Source organism: Flavobacterium sp. (assembly GCF_032153895.1).
Classification (GTDB): domain Bacteria; phylum Bacteroidota; class Bacteroidia; order Flavobacteriales; family Flavobacteriaceae; genus Flavobacterium.
The window spans coordinates 15,301-36,325 of sequence record NZ_JALDYN010000010.1 but is presented as its reverse complement, the minus strand read 5'-3'; the positions used below and the strand labels follow the sequence as shown (position 1 = coordinate 36,325).

General features: G+C 40.9%; 16 protein-coding genes. 13 read left to right on the top strand and 3 right to left on the bottom strand.

Translation table 11 applies throughout. The annotated features are described in order from the left end of the window. The first annotated feature begins 108 nt into the window (after window positions 1-108). The 7 genes from RUH60_RS05660 to RUH60_RS05630 all read left to right on the top strand — a co-directional run bounded on the left by RUH60_RS05660 (window position 109) and on the right by RUH60_RS05630 (window position 11,316). The gene (locus tag RUH60_RS05660; protein WP_313806300.1) at window positions 109-1,161 is read left to right on the top strand and encodes an NAD(P)/FAD-dependent oxidoreductase; all 1,053 of its coding nucleotides are present in this window, start codon (window positions 109-111) and stop codon (window positions 1,159-1,161) included. Between the two features lies 1 nt (window position 1,162). Beyond that, window positions 1,163-1,495: a 2Fe-2S iron-sulfur cluster-binding protein gene (locus tag RUH60_RS05655; RefSeq protein ID WP_313806298.1), complete on the top strand. Its 333-nt coding sequence runs from the start codon at window positions 1,163-1,165 to the stop codon at window positions 1,493-1,495. Between the two features lie 332 nt (window positions 1,496-1,827). Beyond that, window positions 1,828-1,962 carry a hypothetical protein gene (locus tag RUH60_RS05650; RefSeq protein ID WP_313806296.1) on the top strand — a complete coding sequence of 45 codons (135 nt, stop codon included), beginning with the start codon at window positions 1,828-1,830 and terminating at the stop codon, window positions 1,960-1,962. Continuing rightward, complete coding sequence (locus RUH60_RS05645; protein WP_313806294.1) at window positions 1,959-6,965, top strand: T9SS type A sorting domain-containing protein; 5,007 nt, start codon at window positions 1,959-1,961, stop codon at window positions 6,963-6,965. Before RUH60_RS05650 ends, RUH60_RS05645 begins: the two co-directional genes overlap by 4 nt. Window positions 6,966-7,017: 52 nt before the next feature. After that, complete coding sequence (locus RUH60_RS05640; RefSeq protein ID WP_313806292.1) at window positions 7,018-8,421, top strand: T9SS type A sorting domain-containing protein; 1,404 nt, start codon at window positions 7,018-7,020, stop codon at window positions 8,419-8,421. Window positions 8,422-8,469: 48 nt separating this feature from the next. Beyond that, the gene (locus RUH60_RS05635; protein WP_313806291.1) at window positions 8,470-9,870 is read left to right on the top strand and encodes a T9SS type A sorting domain-containing protein; all 1,401 of its coding nucleotides are present in this window, start codon (window positions 8,470-8,472) and stop codon (window positions 9,868-9,870) included. Between the two features lie 48 nt (window positions 9,871-9,918). Next, complete coding sequence (locus RUH60_RS05630; RefSeq protein ID WP_313806289.1) at window positions 9,919-11,316, top strand: T9SS type A sorting domain-containing protein; 1,398 nt, start codon at window positions 9,919-9,921, stop codon at window positions 11,314-11,316. Window positions 11,317-11,408: 92 nt separating this feature from the next. On the opposite strand, the gene RUH60_RS05625 is transcribed toward RUH60_RS05630, so the two are convergent. The 3 genes from RUH60_RS05625 to RUH60_RS05615 form a co-directional block, all read right to left on the bottom strand. Beyond that, on the bottom strand, window positions 11,409-12,194 hold the full coding sequence (locus RUH60_RS05625; RefSeq protein WP_313806287.1) for a DUF3050 domain-containing protein: 786 nt from the start codon (window positions 12,192-12,194) through the stop codon (window positions 11,409-11,411). Window positions 12,195-12,317: 123 nt separating this feature from the next. After that, complete coding sequence (locus RUH60_RS05620) at window positions 12,318-13,496, bottom strand: acyl-CoA dehydrogenase family protein (RefSeq protein ID WP_313806286.1); 1,179 nt, start codon at window positions 13,494-13,496, stop codon at window positions 12,318-12,320. Between the two features lie 444 nt (window positions 13,497-13,940). Continuing rightward, complete coding sequence (locus tag RUH60_RS05615; protein ID WP_313806284.1) at window positions 13,941-15,350, bottom strand: APC family permease; 1,410 nt, start codon at window positions 15,348-15,350, stop codon at window positions 13,941-13,943. Between the two features lie 42 nt (window positions 15,351-15,392). Here RUH60_RS05615 and RUH60_RS05610 point away from each other — a divergent pair, with 42 nt between their 5' ends. The 6 genes from RUH60_RS05610 to ruvA all read left to right on the top strand — a co-directional run bounded on the left by RUH60_RS05610 (window position 15,393) and on the right by ruvA (window position 21,023). After that, window positions 15,393-15,671, top strand: a complete 279-nt coding sequence (locus tag RUH60_RS05610) for a (4Fe-4S)-binding protein (protein WP_313806282.1) — start codon at window positions 15,393-15,395, stop codon at window positions 15,669-15,671. Further along, the gene (locus tag RUH60_RS05605) at window positions 15,664-15,969 is read left to right on the top strand and encodes a GNAT family N-acetyltransferase (RefSeq protein WP_313806280.1); all 306 of its coding nucleotides are present in this window, start codon (window positions 15,664-15,666) and stop codon (window positions 15,967-15,969) included. The genes RUH60_RS05610 and RUH60_RS05605 overlap by 8 nt, the downstream gene beginning before the upstream one ends. Window positions 15,970-16,031: 62 nt before the next feature. Further along, complete coding sequence (gene ruvB / locus RUH60_RS05600; RefSeq protein WP_313806278.1) at window positions 16,032-17,054, top strand: Holliday junction branch migration DNA helicase RuvB; 1,023 nt, start codon at window positions 16,032-16,034, stop codon at window positions 17,052-17,054. 2 nt (window positions 17,055-17,056) lie between these two features. Then, entirely contained in the window at window positions 17,057-17,983 is a 927-nt protein-coding gene (gene queG, locus RUH60_RS05595; RefSeq protein ID WP_313806276.1) for a tRNA epoxyqueuosine(34) reductase QueG, read from the top strand. Between the two features lie 63 nt (window positions 17,984-18,046). Beyond that, on the top strand, window positions 18,047-20,344 hold the full coding sequence (locus tag RUH60_RS05590) for an NADP-dependent malic enzyme (protein WP_313806274.1): 2,298 nt from the start codon (window positions 18,047-18,049) through the stop codon (window positions 20,342-20,344). 97 nt (window positions 20,345-20,441) lie between these two features. Next, complete coding sequence (gene ruvA / locus RUH60_RS05585; protein WP_313806272.1) at window positions 20,442-21,023, top strand: Holliday junction branch migration protein RuvA; 582 nt, start codon at window positions 20,442-20,444, stop codon at window positions 21,021-21,023. The last annotated feature ends 2 nt before the right edge of the window (window positions 21,024-21,025 follow it).

The following is a 21,025-nucleotide window of genomic DNA, read 5'->3' as shown; positions in this document are numbered from 1 at the left end:
ATGCCGCTCCCATCACTCACGCAAACCTGACCAATTATCATGTTTGGTGCATGTATAACGAACTAACTTTGTAGCTCAGTTACTTAGTTACTCAGCAACTTTAAAAAAATGATTGAAACAGATATACTCATCATCGGTGCTGGTCCTACGGGGCTTTTTGCCGTTTTTGAAGCCGGACTTTTAAAATTAAAATGCCACATTATAGACGGTCTGCCACAACCCGGAGGACAGTTAACGGAATTGTATCCTAAAAAACCCATTTTCGATATTCCGGGATTCCCATCGGTATTGGCGGGTGATTTGGTAACCAACTTAATGGAGCAAATCAAACAATTCCAACCCGGTTTTACTTTAGGCGAAGTAGCCGAAAAAATCGAAAAATTAGAAGACGGTACGTTCATTGTAACGACCAATAAAGGAACAGAGCATAAAGCTAAAGCAGTAGCAATCGCAGGAGGCTTAGGAAGTTTTGAACCGCGCAAACCCATCATCGAAGATTTGGAATTCTACGAAGACAAAGGTGTGGAATATTTCGTAAAAGATCCGGAATTGTTCCGCGACAAGAAAATTGTTATTGCGGGTGGAGGCGATTCAGCCTTAGATTGGAGTATTTTCTTAGCAGATGTTGCTTCGGAAGTTACTTTGATTCACAGAAGAAACGAGTTCCGTGGTGCTTTGGATTCCGTTGAAAAAGTACAGGAATTGAAACACGCTGGAAAAATTCATTTGATTACGCCAGCCGAAGTAGTAGGTTTAAACGGAGCTGAACATTTAGAATCCATCGATATCGACGAAAACGGCGCACACCGCAACATCAAAACCGACTATCTGATTCCGCTTTTCGGATTAACCCCAAAATTAGGTCCAATTGCACACTGGGGCTTGGAAATTGAGAAAAATGCCATCGTAGTAAACAATGCACTGGATTATCAAACGAATATCGAAGGGATTTATGCGATTGGTGATGTAAATACTTATCCGGGTAAATTAAAACTGATTTTGTGTGGTTTCCACGAGGCAACTTTAATGTGTCAATCGGTATACAACAAATTGAATCCCGGGAAAAAATACGTATTGAAATATACAACAGTTTCCGGCGTTGACGGTTTCGACGGTACAAGAAAAGAAGCGGAGAAAGCAGTTGTAAAAGCAATTGATTAATATGTCACAAGACGTTACCATATACATCACCGACCGTAACGGCGTACGCCACGAAGTTCAGGCACCTACCGACATGAACATGAACGTCATGGAAGTTATCCGTTCCTATGAATTAGCGGAAGAAGGTACTATTGGGATTTGCGGTGGGATGGCCATGTGTGCTTCTTGTCAGTGTTATGTTTTAAACGATGTGGTTCCGATAGAACCCAATCCGGAAGAAGAAGCGATGCTTTGGGAGGCCTATCACGTAAAAGAGAATTCCCGATTAGGTTGCCAAATTCACATCACGGAAGCGTTGGAAGGTTTGGAAATTGAAATTGCACCAGAACAATAAAAGAAAAGTCCCGATAATCATCGGGACTTTTTGTTTGACGATATTACACTTATTGGTTATGTGAAGCTGGAAAATTGTATGCTATAAATCCGAATGAGAATTTTAATGCTCATTCGGATTTTTTGTTTTTTAAAAAGAGGAGTAAGATTATTAGTTCATCTATAACTAGTTTTTTATAAAATACCCAAAAAAGACAATGTAGGAAAAAACAACAAAATATTGAATAATTGTTGCAAAAAAACAAGGTTTTTATTACAAAACAAATAAAAAAGTAGAATATTTTTACAAAACATAGCTATGTTTCAAATCTATTAACAAAAAAATATTGATTTATGAAAAAACTACAGTTGCTATTTTTTCTCGGTCACGCGTCGTTACTATGGTCGCAGGAGAAAATTCCAATTTCTGGAGAAAATGTTGAAAAAGAAACAGATACGTTTAATTTTAAAGAAGAACATTTTTTATGATAGAAAAGCTACAAAGAATTAAACAAAAGAATCTTTTCGTTTTAATTCTGTTTTCCTTTTTACTCTTGAGTGGTATAAAAGGATATTCACAAGTAAGTAATGGGCTTGCTATTAACTGGGATCAAGAAGTCGGTTGTCAAACCTACGGGTATGATGACAAAAAAAGACTTTTTATTGAGGATATAGAAGAGTCAGAATGTATTCGTTTTTGCGAATTAAGTTCGGTAAATTACACGTTAACAAATTTGCCTGCAGGCGCTACCACTACCTGGAGCGCTGGTGGAGGTGTTGTTGCAAATGCTACTGGTTCTTCATGTAATGTAAATTGGGGAGCTGTAGGAACTGGCTCGCTTACATTTACAATAACAACGGGTTCTACAATAATTACAAAAACGTTGTGCATAGAAAAAATTCTTACACCAACGGCCTTGTTTGAAATTGCTCCGTTAGGACAGTATTTGCCATACCAAGAAATTGTACTCTGTAAAGACCAAGCGGTTAATTTCATTAATTTATCGACAACTAATAATGGTACAAGCATTGTAAGTTACCATTGGGAATTTAAAAATATCTCGACAAATAATGTAACCTATTCAGCCGCCTTTCAGCCTTCTCAGGTTTTTACAGAAGATGGGGAGTATAGTGCTATTTTAACAGTAACCAACGAATGTAATTGTTCAAGTGTTTATCAGTTGGATTTTTTTGTCAAGCATACAGGATTTGAAATTTCATGTCCAACTGTTATCTGCGAAGGACAATCGGCTATTTATTCTTTGCCCGCTGAGGCTGCAGAGATGTGTCATGAATTCAATTGGTCGGTACAGGGAGGTCAGGTTTTGTCACAAAGCCATGGTAATGTTGAAGTTTTATGGGATGCTGTAGATCAGTCCGGATTCGGATACGTTACTTTTGACCCAACAGGATGTGATTTAGATTGTGGCTCGCCTACTACCATTAAGGTGCCAGTTATACAAACCCACGGAACCATTCAAGGACCTCAAGAGTTGTGTTTAAAAGAGCAGGGAAGATATAAGCTGCCACAATGGCCAACAACAGACATTCAGTGGGAAATTGTCGGGAATGTAGGGAATTCTTTGGCGGAGGTTATCCTAACCGACCAACGAAATGAAGTGGTTATTAATCCTCTTACAACAGGATTGTTGGTTTTAAGAGCGACTTATATGAACACGCTCTTGCATTGTGGTGGAGAAGCAGAATTACAAATTTATGTTTCAGAACCAATCGAAATTGAAGGACCGGATCATGTTTGTCAATTTGAGCAAGCAACATATACCAATAGTGCGGCGATTCCTGTAAATTGGACTTTAACCACTACAACAGGTGCGTATGTTCATTCTGCAGATATGCTTACAGATTTCACCTATCATTTTACTCAGGCGGGAATTTATATATTAACGGCGCAAAGAAATGGTTACTGTGTGCCAAAGCAAAAGATTATCACGGTTATACCAAGACCATTCTCCCCTGCAGGAGTGCTTGGTGATTTGGAGGTTTGTCCGAACTCTCCCTATACCTACGAAGTACTAAGCCCTAATCCTTCCAGCGATTATTATTGGGAAGTAACCAACGGAACGATTTCAGGGCCAGATACAGGAAATCAGGTTAACATTACATTTAACGGTACATTCCCGGCTACAATAAAGGTGTATCAGAAAACAATAAATCCAATTTCGTGTTATTCCAAGCCTAAAACCATTACGGTAAACCAACTTTCTGTCAATGCGGCAATTTCATCGAATTTTTCGGCTGTTTGTGCCAATTCGTTAGCAAGTTATCAGGCAGTGCAAACAGGAACTTCCACTTTGCATACAGATGGAGACACTTACACCTGGAGTATTTCAAACCCAACCTTGGGAAGTATTTCAAACGGGCAAGGAACCAATTCTGTAGACGTTACTTGGAATAATGTTACAACGATAACTACAGTAGATTTAGTGGTAACTATTGGTAAATGTACATTAGCTCCGGCGCCACAGTTCGTGAAGCAAATCACCTTATATCCAAAAGCTGAGATTGCCATTGCCGCTTCAAACAATCCGGTGTGTGCAGGAAGTTTGTATCCTGTAACGTTTACGGTTTCATCAGCCAATGGGGTTCCATTAGGACCTACAGATGTAGTAACCTGGAATCTCGGATCTGGAACTTTCACGACAGCACCGGGTGTTTTTACACATTCCACTACATTCAATAACAATTCAACCACTAATATAGGACAGGTAGTAACGGCATTTATCGCCAATGCCAATGGTTGTGGTCAAACCAATACCGCTTCGGTTACCGTAACGGTATTGCCGAATCCGCCGGCTATAGCCACCTTAACGAGTTCGGCAAATGCATTTTGTAACGCCGCCGAAATTAATGCGTCCATTACCGTGTCGTCTAACACTACGGGGGTAAGTTTCGAGTGGTATAAAAATGGAGTAGCCTTATATCCTGCACAAATAGGGGCTATTTTATACGTTACACCAAGTATGGGATTTGGTACCTATACGTTTAGGGCTACAAATCCTAATGGCTGTGTAAGAGAGTCCAACCCTATTGTTATTGCACAAATATGTCCTAGTACAGAAGAATGTGCTATTGCAGCAACAATTTCCAATACCTCGTACTTAAGTGCTTGCGGTCAGATTACGTTTCAGGGTACAGCATCCGGTAGCCCATTAAATCAAGAGTGGTTGGTTGTGGGCCCTGGAGCAGCTAATTATTCTATTAACGGTATGGTGTTAACAGGAGAACCGGGTAATTATAAAATCATACACAAAGTAACCTATCCTTGCGCGCAAGGTGGTACAGGGTACATAACCAATATAACAGACGTCGTCATACCGTATGAGCCAGACTTCTCTTATGTGGTAGAATGTGACGACAACAATAATACGTTTAATGTTAATTTTATAGATAACAGTAATTTCTTTGCACTGGTAGGGAATCAACAAATTCGTTTTTATTACAAACTTTCGAATGCACCAGCGTTTACAGGGCCGGTAACCTACGACCCAAGTTTAAGTGTGTTTGAAATGCAAAACTTGCCGGTGGGTAACTACATTTTTAAGCTGGAAATTGAGGGTACTTATCCTGGAACCCCTACTATAGTTTGTAGTAAGCAGTATACGGTTCCATTACAGGGTATTGACCCTTTTATGGATATAATTGTTAATGAAGGTACACAGGTTCAATGTCACGATACCCCTGTTTCGTTTGCTTTGAATCCTTCCCCTCCTCCTGGGTCAACAGTAGAATGGAATTTTGGTGATGGGGCTACAAATACTTTATTATCTCCTGCGAGGGTATTTAGCCCATCAGTTATCCCTTACAATGTAACGGTTACAGTGACGAATCCGTACGGATGTAGTCGTATTCTGGATGTTCCCGTTACTATTCCTGAAGAGTGTTTCTTTGGTGATATCGTAGCAACACCAAGCAATGCGACGGTATGTCAAGGACAGTCGGTTACTTTAACCTATGTTCCGAACAATGATAATTGTTCAGTAGCGACTTATACTTGGATGAAAGGGAACCAACCTGTAGTTGGGGCACCAAATAGCCCTCAATTAACAGTTACCACTTCCGATTTTTACTGGGTAAAAGTTGAAAGCAGTAATGGATGTGTGTACAATTCCCCTACCCAAATAAAACCGGTGTTTAAGGTTTTGCCTACGGTTAAATTGATAGGGAATACCATTTTTTGTGAAAATGAAGCGGTAGTAATGAAAGTAAATACCAATGCTACAGCCATTCAATGGTATATAAATGGTAGTTCGTATCCGCAGTTTAATAATCTTACGGAAGCGGTGTTTAGCGGCTTGTCTCCAAATACCTACATGGTAACAGTAGTGGTCACTTCTGCGCAAGGCTGTCAAAATAGTGCTTCCCAAAACATTACGGTCAATGAAGCAATTCAGCAGGTAGATATCCAGGCAGAAATTGGATGCGAACCCTATTATCATGTAAATCTTACCGCAACAGCTTCCAATGGTATTAATGTAAGCTACAATTGGAGCAACGGACAAACAGGTTCATCAATCACGGTTTATGACGGAGGGCCTTATGAAGTAACGGCTAGTGTAGGCGGTTGTAGTGTATCGGCTCAAATCGATGTGCCTAAAAACCCTGAAAATTACATCTGGATTTTTCCAACAGGCTGTTATTCAGACTGTTCAACAACATCTAATTATTTAATAGGGCCAAGCTTGCCTTTAGAGGAGTGGAGTTGGAATGTCGATGGGCAATCAGACGCTGCTGGTTCACAGTCTTTTACAGACGATTATACTTTAACGCAAAGCGCTTCGTATACCTTAACCATTAATACCGGAAAATGTTCTTTAGAGTCCGGAACTTTGGAGTATACCAGAAAAGACTGTGAGAAATGTAAAATAAAATACATTGATGTAAAAGACATACAACCTAATCATACGTTGTATTGTTCCTTTACGTTTACGCTTGTAATTTATAGTGACTTAGCCATGCCGTATCAGGTTACTCTGAGTGAGGATACCAATCAGGTATTGTTATTACCGTCATCATTTACCTTGCAGCCCGGACAGAATATAGTACCAGTTACGGTGATACCGCAAAGTCCGTTTAACGGAGGTATTTTAACATGGTTCTTGCAAGGTACAATTCTTACAGAAGAGGGCTATATAAACTGTATTTATGATTTCCCGGTTACAGTACCGGCATGTCCAGAATCGTATAGTAATGAAGGGGAAAAAAATGGAGGTGCTCTTTTGGGAGGAATGAGTGATTTCAGCATGTATCCAAACCCTGCAGCTACGCAGGTTACGGTCGCACACGCCTCACAATTAACAGGAGCCACCGTTGAAATTTTTGATTTAACGGGAAGAAGCATCGCTAAAAAAGCAGTATCTTCATCAGCTACAGCGGTTACGTTAACTATCGATTCCTATCCGGCCGGTATGTATATGGTCGTAGTACGAAAAGAAGGAAATGTGTTATGGCAGCAAAAGTTAATTATCAAATAAAATAACTTTAAACAGGCAGGGAAAACCTGCCTGTTTTTTAAATTATTAGCTTATGAAAAAAAATATACTCAGCATTTTATCCTTGGCTTTTTCCATTACGATTACTGCCCAGTGTTATGAGAGTGTAACCTTTGGAGGGGGACATACCACCGCCAAAAAAGCTGACGGAACGCTATGGGGCTGGGGCTTTGGTGCCTGGGGAGAGTTGTCTTCAATAAATGAAACCGAGCCTAATCCGGTTCAATTGGGAGCGGCAAACGACTGGAACAAAGTTTACAATGGGGCTATCAACACGTTTGCTATCAAAAACAACGGGACTCTATGGGGATGTGGCAGTAATGAATTAGGTTCTTTGGGCGTTAATTCTACAACACAGTATTTCACCAGTTTTCAGCAGATTACCGCGGCTACCAATTGGGTTAAAGTGGCGCCCTCTCATTTTTTTACTATTGCTCTAAAGACAGATGGGACTATTTGGGCTTGGGGACAAAACGATTTTTACCAAACAGGAAATGCACCGGCAACAGCGCAACAACTTTCTCCGATACAAGTAGGTACAGCTACGGATTGGGTAGATATCGCAGCAGGAACTAACAGAACCGCATTCGCCATAAAAGCAGATGGAACGATTTGGGGCTGGGGAGCAAACTCAACATCGATTATAGTTTCCGGTTCGAGCCCAACTTCAGTATCTACACCTACCCAAGTAGGAACGGCTACCGATTGGGTAAAAATGAGCGTTGGAGGAGGACATATCTTGGCTCAAAAACAAGATGGTACTTTATGGTCTTGGGGAGGAGGGGATTGTTTAGGCGTTGGAGGAACGCCTTCAGTTACCAATATCCCGCAGCAAATCTCTACCGATATCTGGAGGAGTTTTTCTGCCGGATCAGGAACTTCTTCCGGTGTAAAAGCAGACGGCACCCTGTGGGTTTGGGGAGTTAATACTAACGGGCAATTGGGAGAGGGTACTTCTACCAATCGTTTAGTTCCCACACAAATTGGTACGGATACCAATTGGGCTACTGTGCACGACAGAAGTTTTGGGACCAACATGGCTACCAAAACCGATGGGAGTATTTGGTATTGGGGAAGAAATTATTATGGAGAATTTGGTAATGGTACAAGTTACGATTTAAACTTTTACTACTCACCAACACAAACCCTAGGCATTTGTGTAACGCCACTATCAACTAACGATTTCAACAAAGAAAAGCTTTTCACGATGTATCCCAATCCAGCAAACGATGTGGTTACATTTCAATATACTTCAGAAGCCGCCAACGCAACAGTCGAACTATACGATGTAACAGGCAGGCTGGTACACCGCAGTGTTTTAGATGCTTTTTCAGGAGGCAGCTCGCTTTCGGTAAAAGAGTATCCGTCAGGTATTTATATGGTTTTGGTAAAACAGCAAACGGGTACGCTTTGGAGCGGTAAACTTATAGTGGAGTAATTAGATAAGAATTAAATGATACGACTTTTTGCCCCAAGCTACAGTCTTATGAAAAAAATACTTAGCATTTTTTTATTAACCTTTTCAATAGCAGTCACCGCCCAATGTTATGAGAGTGTAACCTTTGGAGGAGCGCATACCACCGCTAAAAAAGCAGACGGGACTTTGTGGGGCTGGGGGTTTGGTTCCTATGGAGAGTTGTCTTCACCAAATGAAACCGAGCCCAATCCTATTCAATTGGGTATGGCAAACGACTGGAATAAAGTTTACAATGGTGCTATCAACACCTTCGCCATAAAAAACAACGGAACTTTATGGGGGTGTGGTAATAATACGCACGGAGCTTTAGGTGTTAATTCTACTACTCAGTATTTTACCAGTTTCCAACAGATTACCACGGCTACCAATTGGGTAAAAGTGGCACCCTCTTATCATTTTGCGATTGCTCTAAAGGCAGATGGCACCATTTGGGCTTGGGGACAAAATGATTATTATCAATTAGGGAATACTCCCGCAACTGCGCAACAGTTGTCGCCTATTCAGGTGGGTACAGCTACCGATTGGGTGGATATTGCCACAGGAACAGACAGAACAGCTTTTGCTATAAAAACCAATGGTACGATTTGGGGCTGGGGAATAAACGATTCATCGATTATAGTCTCTGGATCCAGTACAGTGTCGGTATCCACGCCTACCCAAGTAGGAACGGCTACCGATTGGGTAAAAATGAGTGTAGGTGTGGGGCATATCTTGGCTCAAAAACAAGATGGTACCTTATGGTCTTGGGGTGGTGGAGATGCCTTAGGAGTTGGAGGGAGCCCATCGGTAACCAACATTCCACAACAAATCTCCACCGATGTTTGGAAAAGTTTTTCTGCCGGATCAGGAACTTCTGCCGGAGTAAAAGCAGACGGTACGCTATGGGTTTGGGGTGTTAATACCAACGGACAATTGGGAGATGGTACGTCGACTAATCGTTTAATTCCCACACAAATCGGTACGGATACCAATTGGGCTACCGTACATGACAGAGATTTTGGAACCAACATGGCTACCAAAACCGATGGCAGTATCTGGTACTGGGGACTGAATTATTACGGCGAGTTTGGTAACGGTATAAGTTACGATATGAATGTATACATGACACCAACACAAACCTTAGGTATTTGTGTAACGCCACTGTCAAATAGCGATTTCAACAAAGAAAAGCTTTTTACCATGTATCCCAATCCTGCAAACGATGTGGTTACATTTCAATATACTTCAGAAGCCGCAAGCGCAGCAGTCGAACTATACGATGTAACAGGCAGGCTGGTACACAGTAGTGTTTTAGATGCTTTTTCAGGAAGCAGCTCGCTTTCGGTAAAGGAGTATCCGTCAGGTATTTATATGGTTTTGGTAAAGCAGCAAACGGGCACGCTTTGGAGCGGAAAACTTATAGTGGATTAATTAGATAAGAATTAAATGATACGACTTTTTGCCCCAAGCTACAGTCTTATGAAAAAAATACTTAGCATTTTTTTATTAACCTTTTCAATAGCAGTCACCGCCCAGTGTTATGAGAGCGTAACCTTTGGAGGTGGTCATACCACTGCCAAAAAAGCAGACGGAACCTTGTGGGGCTGGGGATATGGTCAAGGAGGTCAGTTAATGACTGCAAATGAAACCGAGCCTAATCCGGTTCAATTGGGTGCGGCAAACGACTGGAATAAAGTTTTCAATGGCGTTGTAAATACCTTTGCTATTAAAAATAACGGGACTTTGTGGGGTTGTGGGAATAATCAATTAGGCTCTCTGGGAGTTAACTCCACTACACAGCAGTTTAGTAGTTTTCAACAGATTACCACAGCTACCAATTGGGTTAAAGTGGCACCCTCTTATTTTTTTACCATTGCATTAAAAGCAGATGGTACCATTTGGGCTTGGGGGGAAAATGATACGTATCAAACAGGTAATGCGCCCGCCACACCACAACAGCTGTCGCCTATTCAGGTGGGTACGGCTACCGATTGGGTGGATATCGCAACAGGAACAAACAGAACAGCTTTCGCTATAAAAGCCAATGGGACGATTTGGGGATGGGGGGCTAACCCATCATCGATTATAGTTTCGGGATCCAGTACAACGTCAGTTTCCACGCCTACACAAGTAGGAACCGATACCGATTGGGCAAAAATGAGTGTAGGAGGACAAAAGATACTGGCTCAAAAGCAGGACGGTACGCTATGGTCTTGGGGGGGAGGTTATTTGGGTGTTGCGAGCTCGCCATCGGTGAGCAATATTCCAATACAAATCTCCACCGATATCTGGAAGAGTTTTTCTGCCGGAGATGGAACTGCCGCTGGTGTAAAAGCAGACGGTACCTTGTGGGTTTGGGGTGTTAATACCAACGGGCAATTGGGGGATGGTACTTCTGTTAATCGTCCAACCCCCACACAAATTGGTACAGATACCAATTGGGCGACGGTACATGACAGAAACTTTGGCACGAACATGGCTACCAAAACCGATGGTACTATTTGGTATTGGGGAACTAACTATTATGGAGAATTTGGTAACGGGACAAGTTACGATACGACTTACTATACTTCTCCACAACAAACTTTAGGCATTTGTGTAACGCCTTTGGCAACTAACGATTTCAACAAAGAAAAGCTTTTCACGATGTATCCCAATCCAGCAAACGATGTGGTTACATTTCAATATACTTCAGAAGCCGCCAACGCAACAGTCGAACTATACGATGTAACAGGCAGGCTGGTACACCGCAGTGTTTTAGATGCTTTTTCAGGAAGCAGTTCGCTTTCAGTAAAAGAATATCCGATTGGAATCTATACGGTCGTAGTAAGAAAAGAAGGCAATTTGCTATGGCAACAAAAGTTACTTGTCAAATAAATAATATTAAAAAAGGCAGGTAAAATCTGCCTTTTTTAAAACCATAATGCTTACGGAAAAATTACGTAGTGTTTTATTTTTAAAATTTTCTTTTACGTTGTAGCCAAATGCTTCTCGTTAATATGTTCTTCAATCGCATCCCACAAACCGATGCGTTTTTCCAGCGCTTGAATAGAAACGGTTTCCACTTCTTTCCATTTCTGAGCATCATCACCGCATAATTCGGTAATCATCTGCATGGCCATCGGACCGTGATCGTCAGCATCTAACTCGATATGACGTTCAAAATAGTAAATCAGTTTTGACAAATCCACTTCCGGGAAATTGGCTTTGAAATTTTTAAGGATTTCGGTAAACATGTCCGGAATCAAATCTTCACGACCAAACGTAAAAGTAGCGGCAATTTCGTGCGGTTTACCTTGTTCAATCACTCGGAAGGTAAAATCTAAAAAGTCTTTAATCTTCGGGTGTAAATCACTGATTCGGATTGAAACGAAGATGTTTTGCATCGCAATTACGCTGTCCAAAAATACGATTACATTTTCCGTATTGGCACCGCAGGCTTCCATCGCTTCCAAATACATTTCAAAATGGCTTTGTCTTCTGCCGTCTAAAGTGATGTCAGATTCTTCAGCCAGTACAATTTCGTTAATCAAATACCGCATTTCCGGATTCGCCGAAGCAAACCACGGGGTAGTGGTACACGTTAGTTTCATCTGCAACGCTTTCAAAAGCGACATGAAATCCCAAACCGCATAAACGTGGCCTTCCAAAAAGTGGCGTAAATCGTCTATGTTCTGGATTTGAGTGTATAAAGGGTGATTCAGTAATTGCGTTTTATGCGCCTGAATCGATTTGTTGATGGTTTCAGTATTCATGGGGACAATTTAGTGTATATACGAAAAAGATACGGTGTATGGTTTTCGTCAGACAAAAATAAAAAAGCTTCCCGTTTTAGAGAAGCTTTTAACATTGATTTTATCGAAATTTAAGATTTCTTCTTATTTGAAAGCGGCAAATCCGGTAACATCCATACCTGTGATTAACAAGTGGATATCGTGTGTTCCTTCATAAGTAATAACCGATTCTAAGTTCATCATATGACGCATGATTGAATATTCTCCGGTAATTCCCATTCCGCCTAACATTTGTCTTGCTTCACGAGCGATTTCAACCGCCATGTTCACGTTGTTACGTTTTGCCATAGAAATTTGAGCTGATGTTGCTCTTCCTTCGTTTCTTAAAACACCCAATCTCCAAGTCAATAACTGCGCTTTGGTGATTTCGGTAATCATTTCGGCTAATTTCTTTTGTTGTAACTGCGTTGCTCCAATCGGTTTGTCGAACTGGATTCTTTCTTTAGAATATCTCAAAGCCGTATCGTAACAATCCATTGCTGCTCCGATAGCACCCCAAGCAATTCCGTAACGTGCCGAATCCAAGCATCCTAGTGGTGCTCCCAATCCAGATTTGTTCGGCAATAGGTTTTCTTTCGGAACTTTTACGTTGTCAAAAATTAATTCTCCGGTAGCCGATGCTCTTAACGACCATTTGTTGTGCGTTTCAGGAGTTGAGAACCCTTCCATGCCTCTTTCCACGATTAATCCGTGAATTCTTCCGGTTTCATCTTTAGCCCAAACAACAGCGATGTCTGCAAATGGCGCATTCGAAATCCACATTTTGGCACCGTTCAACAAATAATGGTCGCCCATGTCTTTGAAGTTGGTTACCATACCACCTGGGTTAGAACCATAATCCGGCTCTGTTAATCCAAAACAGCCAATCCATTCTCCGGTAGCTAATTTGGGTAAGTATTTCATGCGTTGTTCTTCGTTTCCGTATTTCCAGATCGGGTACATTACCAAAGAAGATTGTACCGATGAGGTAGAACGTACACCAGAATCACCACGCTCGATTTCCTGCATGATTAATCCGTAAGAGATTTGATCTAAACCGGCACCACCGTATTCCACTGGAATATAAGGTCCAAAACCACCAATTTCACCCAAACCTTTTACGATTTGTTTCGGAAATTCTGCTTTTTGAGCGTACTCTTCAATAATTGGGGAAACTTCTTTTTTTACCCATGCACGCGCAGCGTCACGGACTAATTTATGTTCGTCTGTCAGTAAATCGTCTAACAGGTAGTAATCAGGCGATTGGAATAAATCTGGTTTCATTATAGTTGTTTTTTTGGTTCACAAAGGTAGGTAAAGATATTTAACTAATCAATTACGCAGAGTTATATTTTTACTGATTTTAACACGTTTGGAGTTTAAAATGGATAAGGAGAAATTATCGTGTTTGAATAGTTCAGATGCACAAGACGTTTACACCTGGAATGAAATTTTGTTGGGAATATTAGTTATTAGAGTGTTTACAGCTTAAAATTGTTATTCATTTTTCTATAAACAAAATCAAACTGCTATTAAAAAGGTATATATAGCGTATCAAAGCCGTATCAAAGCCGTACCAAAGCCGTATATAAGTCCTATAAAAGTTATGGATAGGCTGTATTAAAAATCATCAAGTATATATTGCTAACTAAATGAGCTGAGTTTGAAGTTCGGCCATAGCCATAAAAAAGCCCAACGAAGTATAGTTGGGCTTACTGATAAAATAGTTTATTGTTCTTTAGACTTAGTCAAATAATACACCGGAATCCCCGCCAGCATAATCAAAACACCCCATCCGCAAGTAGAAAATTTTGTTACTAATAAAGAAATACTGATGGCAGAAGCAACAACAATATAAAACAACGGTAAAAACGGATACCCAAAAGCTTTATAAGGCCTGTTCGCGTCCGGTTGCTTTTTACGAAGGATGAAAATACCGTAAATCGTCAGAATATAGAAAATCAACACAATGATTACTACAAAATCCAGTAAATCGCCGTATTTACCGGTTAAACATAAAGCCGAAGCCCAAACGCATTGCGCCCATAGTGCCCATGCAGGTACACTGAATTCATTCAGATGAGCTGCTTTTTTAAAGAACAAACCGTCTTTTGCCATGGTGTAATAGACACGAGCTCCCGCCATAATTAAACCATTGTTACAGGCAAAAGTTGAAATCATAATCATAATGGCAATTATTAACGTGCCGATGTTTCCGAAGATATAATTAGCCGCAACAACCGCCACCCTGTCTGATTTCGCCGTGGCAATCTCTTCTAACGGAATCACAGCCACATACATCACATTAGCCAATACATAAATCAGGGTTACAATAAAAGTCCCTAGAAACAGACTTAGCCCTACGTTGCGTTCCGGGTTTTTGATTTCTCCGGCGATAAATGTTACACCGTTCCAGGCATCACTCGAAAACAAAGAACCTACCATGGCGGCAGAAATTCCGGTAATTAAGGCGGTTCCTGAAATCGGGAGCCAGGAGTTCGAATCGGTTATAAACTTTTTAGTTTCCCAAACTGCAGACCAGTTCGCATTCCAGATTTCGGCTTTAGCACCTAATGTTAATCCGAAAACAATTAATCCGACTAAAGAAGCGATTTTGATAATCGTCAGTATGGTTTGCAGGACTTTACCGTTTTTTACCCCGCGACTGTTAATATAAGTAAGCAAAATGATAGTGACAATTGAAAGCAGTTGAGCCGCATTCAGTTTGAAACTTCCTATTTCATATAAGATATTTTCATCACTAACAGCCGGAATCAGGTAGGCGGTAAATTTGGAAAATGCAACCCCAACAGCTGCAATAGTTCCGGTTTGAATGACTCCGAAAAAGCTCCAGCCGTACAAAAATGCAATGAGTTTATTGTAAGCTTCTTTTAAATACACATATTGTCCGCCGGCTTTCGGAAACATAGCACTCAGTTCCCCGTAACTTACTGCGGCAATAATGGTAATAATCCCAGAAAGCAGCCAAATGATTAATAACCAGGCGGTAGAGCCCACTTGTCGGGCAATATCGGCACTCACAATAAAAATTCCGGAGCCAATCATTGAGCCTACAACAAGCATGGTGCCGTCTAATAATCCTAATTCGCGTTTTAAATGCTGATCGTCGTTTTGCATAAAATTTATGTTAAATCTTGCTAAAGATATAAAAACCGCCTTATGATTTTTAAAAAATTCGTAACTTTCAGAAACAACAAATTTCTTACGCTTATGGAAAATCAGAAAGAATACACCAACGGAGAAATTACCATAGTTTGGAAGCAACATTTGTGCGAACATTCCGGAAATTGCGTACGCGGATTACCAGAAGTATTTCGTCCGAAAGTAAAACCCTGGATAGAAGCCCGTGGTGGCAGTTCCGAAGAAATCATGTCGCAAATCAAAGAATGTCCTTCGGGCGCCTTATCATTTTATTATAACAAAGACCAAGATGCATAGTTTACAAAATACGGTTCTAATCTTAAATGAAGACAAGCGACGTTTTGAACTCGAAGTCGAAAACCATATTGCCTTTATCGAGTTTATTAAAAACAATGATAATATCGTATTTCTAACGCACACCGAAGTACCTCCCGAATTGGGTGGTAAAGGTGTCGGTTCCGAATTGGTGTCAAGAGTTTTAAATTGGATAAAAGAAAAGGAATACAAGCTGGCGCCACTATGCCCTTTTGTAGCTGCTTACCTGAAACGCCATCCGGAATGGACTGAAATTTTGGCGCCGGGTTATCACGTTTAATTGGATAAGATAAACTGTAAACTGTATACTGCGAACTGAACACTTCTTGTTATCTTTGTCCTATGAATGAAAATCTGAATCCCAATAAAGAGCGTTTCACACCGCAGGAAGTCGATATCGAAAAAGCCTTACGACCGTTAAGTTTTGACGATTTTACCGGGCAGGATCAGGTGTTAGAAAACCTGAAAGTGTTTGTTGAAGCGGCGAATATGCGCGGCGATGCTTTAGACCATACGCTATTTCACGGACCGCCGGGATTAGGAAAAACGACTTTGGCTAATATTTTAGCGAATGAGTTGGGTGTGGGAATCAAAATCACTTCCGGACCGGTTTTGGATAAACCTGGCGATTTGGCAGGCTTACTTACGAATTTGGACGAGCGCGATGTCTTATTTATAGATGAAATTCACCGCTTGAGCCCAATCGTGGAAGAATATCTGTATTCCGCCATGGAAGATTTCAAGATTGACATCATGATTGAAAGCGGTCCGAATGCCAGAACCGTTCAAATCAATCTGAATCCGTTCACATTAGTCGGCGCTACAACTCGTTCCGGACTTTTAACCGCGCCAATGCGCGCCCGCTTCGGCATCCAATCTCGCTTACAATATTATAATACGGAATTGTTAACTACAATTGTACAGCGCAGCGCCTCAATATTAAACGTTCCGATTTCCATGGAAGCTGCTATCGAAATTGCAGGAAGAAGCCGAGGAACACCACGTATTGCTAATGCGTTATTGCGTCGTGTTCGCGATTTTGCCCAAATCAAAGGGAACGGGAAAATTGATATTGAAATCTCCAAATTCGCCTTAAAAGCCTTGCATGTTGATGCTAACGGTTTGGATGAAATGGACAACAAAATCCTAACGACCATTATCGATAAATTCAAAGGCGGACCGGTAGGTTTGACTACTTTGGCGACTGCTGTTTCTGAAAGTGGCGAAACCATCGAAGAAGTATACGAACCGTTTTTAATTCAAGAAGGTTTCATCATTCGAACACCAAGAGGAAGAGAAGTAACCGAAAAAGCATACAAACATCTCGGTAAAATTCGCGGATTGAACCAAGGAGAATTGTTTTAAGAATGATTCAGAATAAGGAAAAATACACCCAAATGATAAAAGCCGAAGCCCAACGCCTCGGTTTTTTGTCTTGTGGAATTTCCAAAGCCGGTTTTTTGGAAGAAGAAGCGCCGCGTCTGGAGCGTTGGCTCAACAACAACATGCAGGGCGAAATGCACTACATGGAAAATCATTTCGACAAACGCTTGAATCCAACGTTGCTAGTTGATGATGCCAAAAGCGTGATTTCTCTACTGCTCAATTATTATCCTTCCGAAATTCAAAATCCCGAAAGCTATAAAATCTCCAAATACGCTTACGGAGAGGATTATCACTTTGTTATCAAAGATAAACTCAAAGATTTATTGCATTTCATTCAAGCTGAAATCGGTGAAGTTTCGGGTCGTGCTTTTGTAGATTCGGCACCGGTTTTAGACAAAGCCTGGGCGGCCAAAAGTGGTTTGGGCTGGATTGGTAAAAATGCGAATCTGTTGTCCAAACAAGTTGGTTCTTTCTTTTTTATTGCCGAATTGATTGTCGATTTGGATTTAGAATATGACGGTGTAACAACTGACCATTGCGGAAGTTGTACCGCCTGTCTGGACGCTTGCCCAACAGAAGCTATCGTAGCACCTTATGTCGTAGACGGCAGCAAATGCATTTCCTATTTCACCATTGAACTCAAAGACAATCTTCCGCAGGAAATGAAAGGTAAATTCGATGATTGGATGTTCGGATGCGACGTCTGTCAGGATGTTTGTCCGTGGAATCGTTTTTCCAAACCACATAATGAGCCGCTTTTCAATCCGAATCCGGAATTGCTTTCCTTTACCAAAAAAGACTGGAAAGAAATCACAGAGGAAACTTTTCGTAAAATCTTCAAAAATTCTGCGGTCAAACGAACCAAATTGACAGGATTATCACGAAATATCAACTTTCTGAAAGATTAAGGCTAAAAATTTCAATTATTCTGTTCACTCTTTTATCTTTGTGAGTTAGTAAACAAACAAACCATGCATAAAGACAGTAAAAGAAGAGAAGCCTTATTATACCATGCCAAGCCCACGCCGGGTAAAATTCAGGTAGTTCCCACTAAAAAATATGCTACCCAAAGAGATTTAGCCTTAGCCTATTCTCCGGGAGTTGCCGAGCCTTGTTTAGAAATTGAAAAAGACGTAGAAAACGTTTATAAATATACTGCCAAAGGAAATTTAGTTGCCGTAATCTCTAACGGTACAGCCGTTTTAGGATTAGGCGATATCGGTCCAGAAGCTTCCAAACCGGTAATGGAAGGAAAAGGACTTTTGTTCAATATTTTCGCTGACATCGATGTTTTTGACATCGAGGTAGATACCAAAGACGTCGATAAATTCATCGAAACCGTAAAAAATATTGCGCCAACTTTTGGAGGTATCAACTTAGAAGATATCAAAGCACCGGAATCTTTCGAAATCGAAAGACGTTTAATCGAAGAATTGAACATCCCGGTAATGCACGACGACCAACACGGAACAGCCATCATTTCAGCTGCAGCTTTATTGAATGCCGTTGAATTGGCGGAGAAGAAGATGAGCGAAGTAAAGGTTGTAGTATCCGGAGCTGGTTCAGCTGCTATCGCCTGTGCAAAATTGTACGTTTCGTTTGGGGTAAAAGCAGAAAATATCGTAATGTTCAACAGTAAAGGAGCTTTACGTAAAGATGATCCGAATATTTCCGAAATGCAACGTCAGTTCGCAACAGACAAACAGTACGATTCGTTAGCCGATGCCATGTTAGGTGCCGATGTTTTCATCGGACTTTCCTCAGGAGATATCGTTACGCCGGATATGCTAATAGGAATGGCCGCTAATCCAATTGTGTTTGCGATGGCGAATCCGCGTCCGGAAATCAATTACGATTTAGCGATTGCTACCCGAAAAGATATCATTATGGCGACCGGTCGTTCGGATCATCCTAATCAAGTGAACAATGTATTAGGGTTTCCGTTCATTTTTCGCGGTGCGTTAGATGTTCGTGCAACAAAAATCAACGAAGAAATGAAGAAGGCCGCGGTTGTAGCTTTAGCAAATTTGGCTAAAGAATCCGTGCCGGAACAAGTAAATATTGCATATGGAGAGACCAAATTAGCGTTTGGCCGCGATTATATCATTCCAAAACCGTTTGACCCGAGATTGATTGCAGAAGTGCCGCCAGCCGTTGCAAAAGCTGCGATGGAATCTGGTGTGGCTACAGCGCCAATTACCGATTGGGACAAATACCGTGAAGAATTAATGGAGCGAATGGGCTCGGACAATAAAATGGTGCGTTTGCTTCACAATCGTGCTAAAACGGATCCGAAGCGTATCATTTTCGCAGAAGCTGATCACTTAGATGTGTTGAAAGCTGCTCAGATTGTCAAAGAAGAAGGAATTGGGGAACCTATTTTATTAGGCGATATGGAAACCATTTTGGAACTGAAAGAAGAAATCGGTTTTGAAGACGACGTAGCCATTATCGACCCTAAAACAAAAATTGAAGAAGAACGCAGAAACCGTTTCGCAAACGCCTATTGGGAATCTCGCAGAAGAAGAGGAACCTCACTTTTAGACGCTCAAAAATGGATGCGTGAAAGAAATTATTTTGCGGCTATGATGGTCAACGAAGGAGAAGCCGATGCTTTGGTAACCGGTTATTCCAGAAGTTATCCTGCTGTTGTGAAACCGATGTTAGAGTTGATTCCAAAACAGCAAGGTGTTGATCGTATTGCAACCACCAATATGATGATGACCAAGCGCGGACCGATTTTCTTGGCTGATACGGCTATCAACCCAAATCCTACAGCGGATGATTTGGCAAAAATCGCTTTGATGACTGCTAAAACAGTACGCATGTTCGGTATGGAACCGGTTATAGCTATGGTTTCGTTTTCCAATTTTGGTTCGTCTTCAGATGAAAGCGCAACTAAAATCAGAAAAGCAGTATCGTTTTTACATGAAAATTATCCGGATTTAATTGTAGATGGAGAAATTCAAACCGATTTTGCTTTAAATCAGGAATTGTTGGCGAGCAAGTTTCCGTTTTCAAAATTAGCCAACCGTAAAGTAAATACCTTAGTGTTTCCGAATTTGGATGCGGCAAACATTACCTATAAAATGCTGAAAGAATTGAATAAAGTTATGTCTATCGGACCAATCATGTTGGGAATGGACAAACCGGTGCATATTTTTCAGTTAGGTGCCAGTGTGGAAGAAATGGTAAACATGGCCGCCGTAGCGGTTGTGGATGCGCAAGAAAAAGAGAAAAGGCTGAAACAACAAGCCGATAAAAAATAGTAAATAAGGAATCTTTTACCAGATATTTTAGAACTATATCGGTTCTGATAATCAGCGTAAAAGATTTTTCTTATTTTTGATTGACCAAATTGTACGTATGATAGCACACATTCAAGGAAGATTGGTAGAAAAAACACCAACCGAAGTAGTCATCGACTGCAACGGCATTGGGTATCAAATCAATATTTCTTTACATACATTTTCTTTGTTGCCGGAAGGTGAAAATTTAAAATTGTTTACGTTTCTTCAAATAAAGGAAGATGCGCATACACTATTTGGTTTTGTTGAAAAAGCAGAGCGCGAATTGTTCAAATTGCTGTTGTCGGTTTCCGGAGTTGGAGCCAGTACGGCGCGAACAATGTTGTCATCAATAGCGCCTCAGCAAATTATTCAGGCGATAGCTTCCGGAGATGTTGGTACCGTACAATCCATCAAAGGAATCGGAGCTAAAACCGCTCAGCGCATTATTTTAGATTTGAAAGATAAAGTGCTGAAAATTTACAATTTGGAAGATGTTTCCATGCCCCAAAGCAATACAAACAAAGATGAAGCGTTATCTGCATTGGAAGTTTTAGGATTTGTTCGTAAATCAGCCGAAAAAGTGGTTGATAAAATTGTGAAAGACAATCCGGATGCCACTGTGGAAACCATTATTAAACAAGCTTTAAAAAATTTATAGTC

Excerpts from the sequence above, each read along its gene's own strand:
- RUH60_RS05660 (WP_313806300.1), top strand. The coding sequence starts at position 109 with ATGATTGAAACAGATATACTCATCATCGGTGCTGGTCCTACGGGGCTT.
- RUH60_RS05655 (WP_313806298.1), top strand. The coding sequence starts at position 1,163 with ATGTCACAAGACGTTACCATATACATCACCGACCGTAACGGCGTACGC.
- RUH60_RS05650 (WP_313806296.1), top strand. The coding sequence starts at position 1,828 with ATGAAAAAACTACAGTTGCTATTTTTTCTCGGTCACGCGTCGTTACTA.
- RUH60_RS05645 (WP_313806294.1), top strand. The coding sequence starts at position 1,959 with ATGATAGAAAAGCTACAAAGAATTAAACAAAAGAATCTTTTCGTTTTA.
- RUH60_RS05640 (WP_313806292.1), top strand. The coding sequence starts at position 7,018 with ATGAAAAAAAATATACTCAGCATTTTATCCTTGGCTTTTTCCATTACG.
- RUH60_RS05635 (WP_313806291.1), top strand. The coding sequence starts at position 8,470 with ATGAAAAAAATACTTAGCATTTTTTTATTAACCTTTTCAATAGCAGTC.
- RUH60_RS05630 (WP_313806289.1), top strand. The coding sequence starts at position 9,919 with ATGAAAAAAATACTTAGCATTTTTTTATTAACCTTTTCAATAGCAGTC.
- RUH60_RS05625 (WP_313806287.1), bottom strand. The coding sequence starts at position 12,194 with ATGAATACTGAAACCATCAACAAATCGATTCAGGCGCATAAAACGCAA.
- RUH60_RS05620 (WP_313806286.1), bottom strand. The coding sequence starts at position 13,496 with ATGAAACCAGATTTATTCCAATCGCCTGATTACTACCTGTTAGACGAT.
- RUH60_RS05615 (WP_313806284.1), bottom strand. The coding sequence starts at position 15,350 with ATGCAAAACGACGATCAGCATTTAAAACGCGAATTAGGATTATTAGAC.
- RUH60_RS05610 (WP_313806282.1), top strand. The coding sequence starts at position 15,393 with ATGATTTTTAAAAAATTCGTAACTTTCAGAAACAACAAATTTCTTACG.
- RUH60_RS05605 (WP_313806280.1), top strand. The coding sequence starts at position 15,664 with ATGCATAGTTTACAAAATACGGTTCTAATCTTAAATGAAGACAAGCGA.
- ruvB (WP_313806278.1), top strand. The coding sequence starts at position 16,032 with ATGAATGAAAATCTGAATCCCAATAAAGAGCGTTTCACACCGCAGGAA.
- queG (WP_313806276.1), top strand. The coding sequence starts at position 17,057 with ATGATTCAGAATAAGGAAAAATACACCCAAATGATAAAAGCCGAAGCC.
- RUH60_RS05590 (WP_313806274.1), top strand. The coding sequence starts at position 18,047 with ATGCATAAAGACAGTAAAAGAAGAGAAGCCTTATTATACCATGCCAAG.
- ruvA (WP_313806272.1), top strand. The coding sequence starts at position 20,442 with ATGATAGCACACATTCAAGGAAGATTGGTAGAAAAAACACCAACCGAA.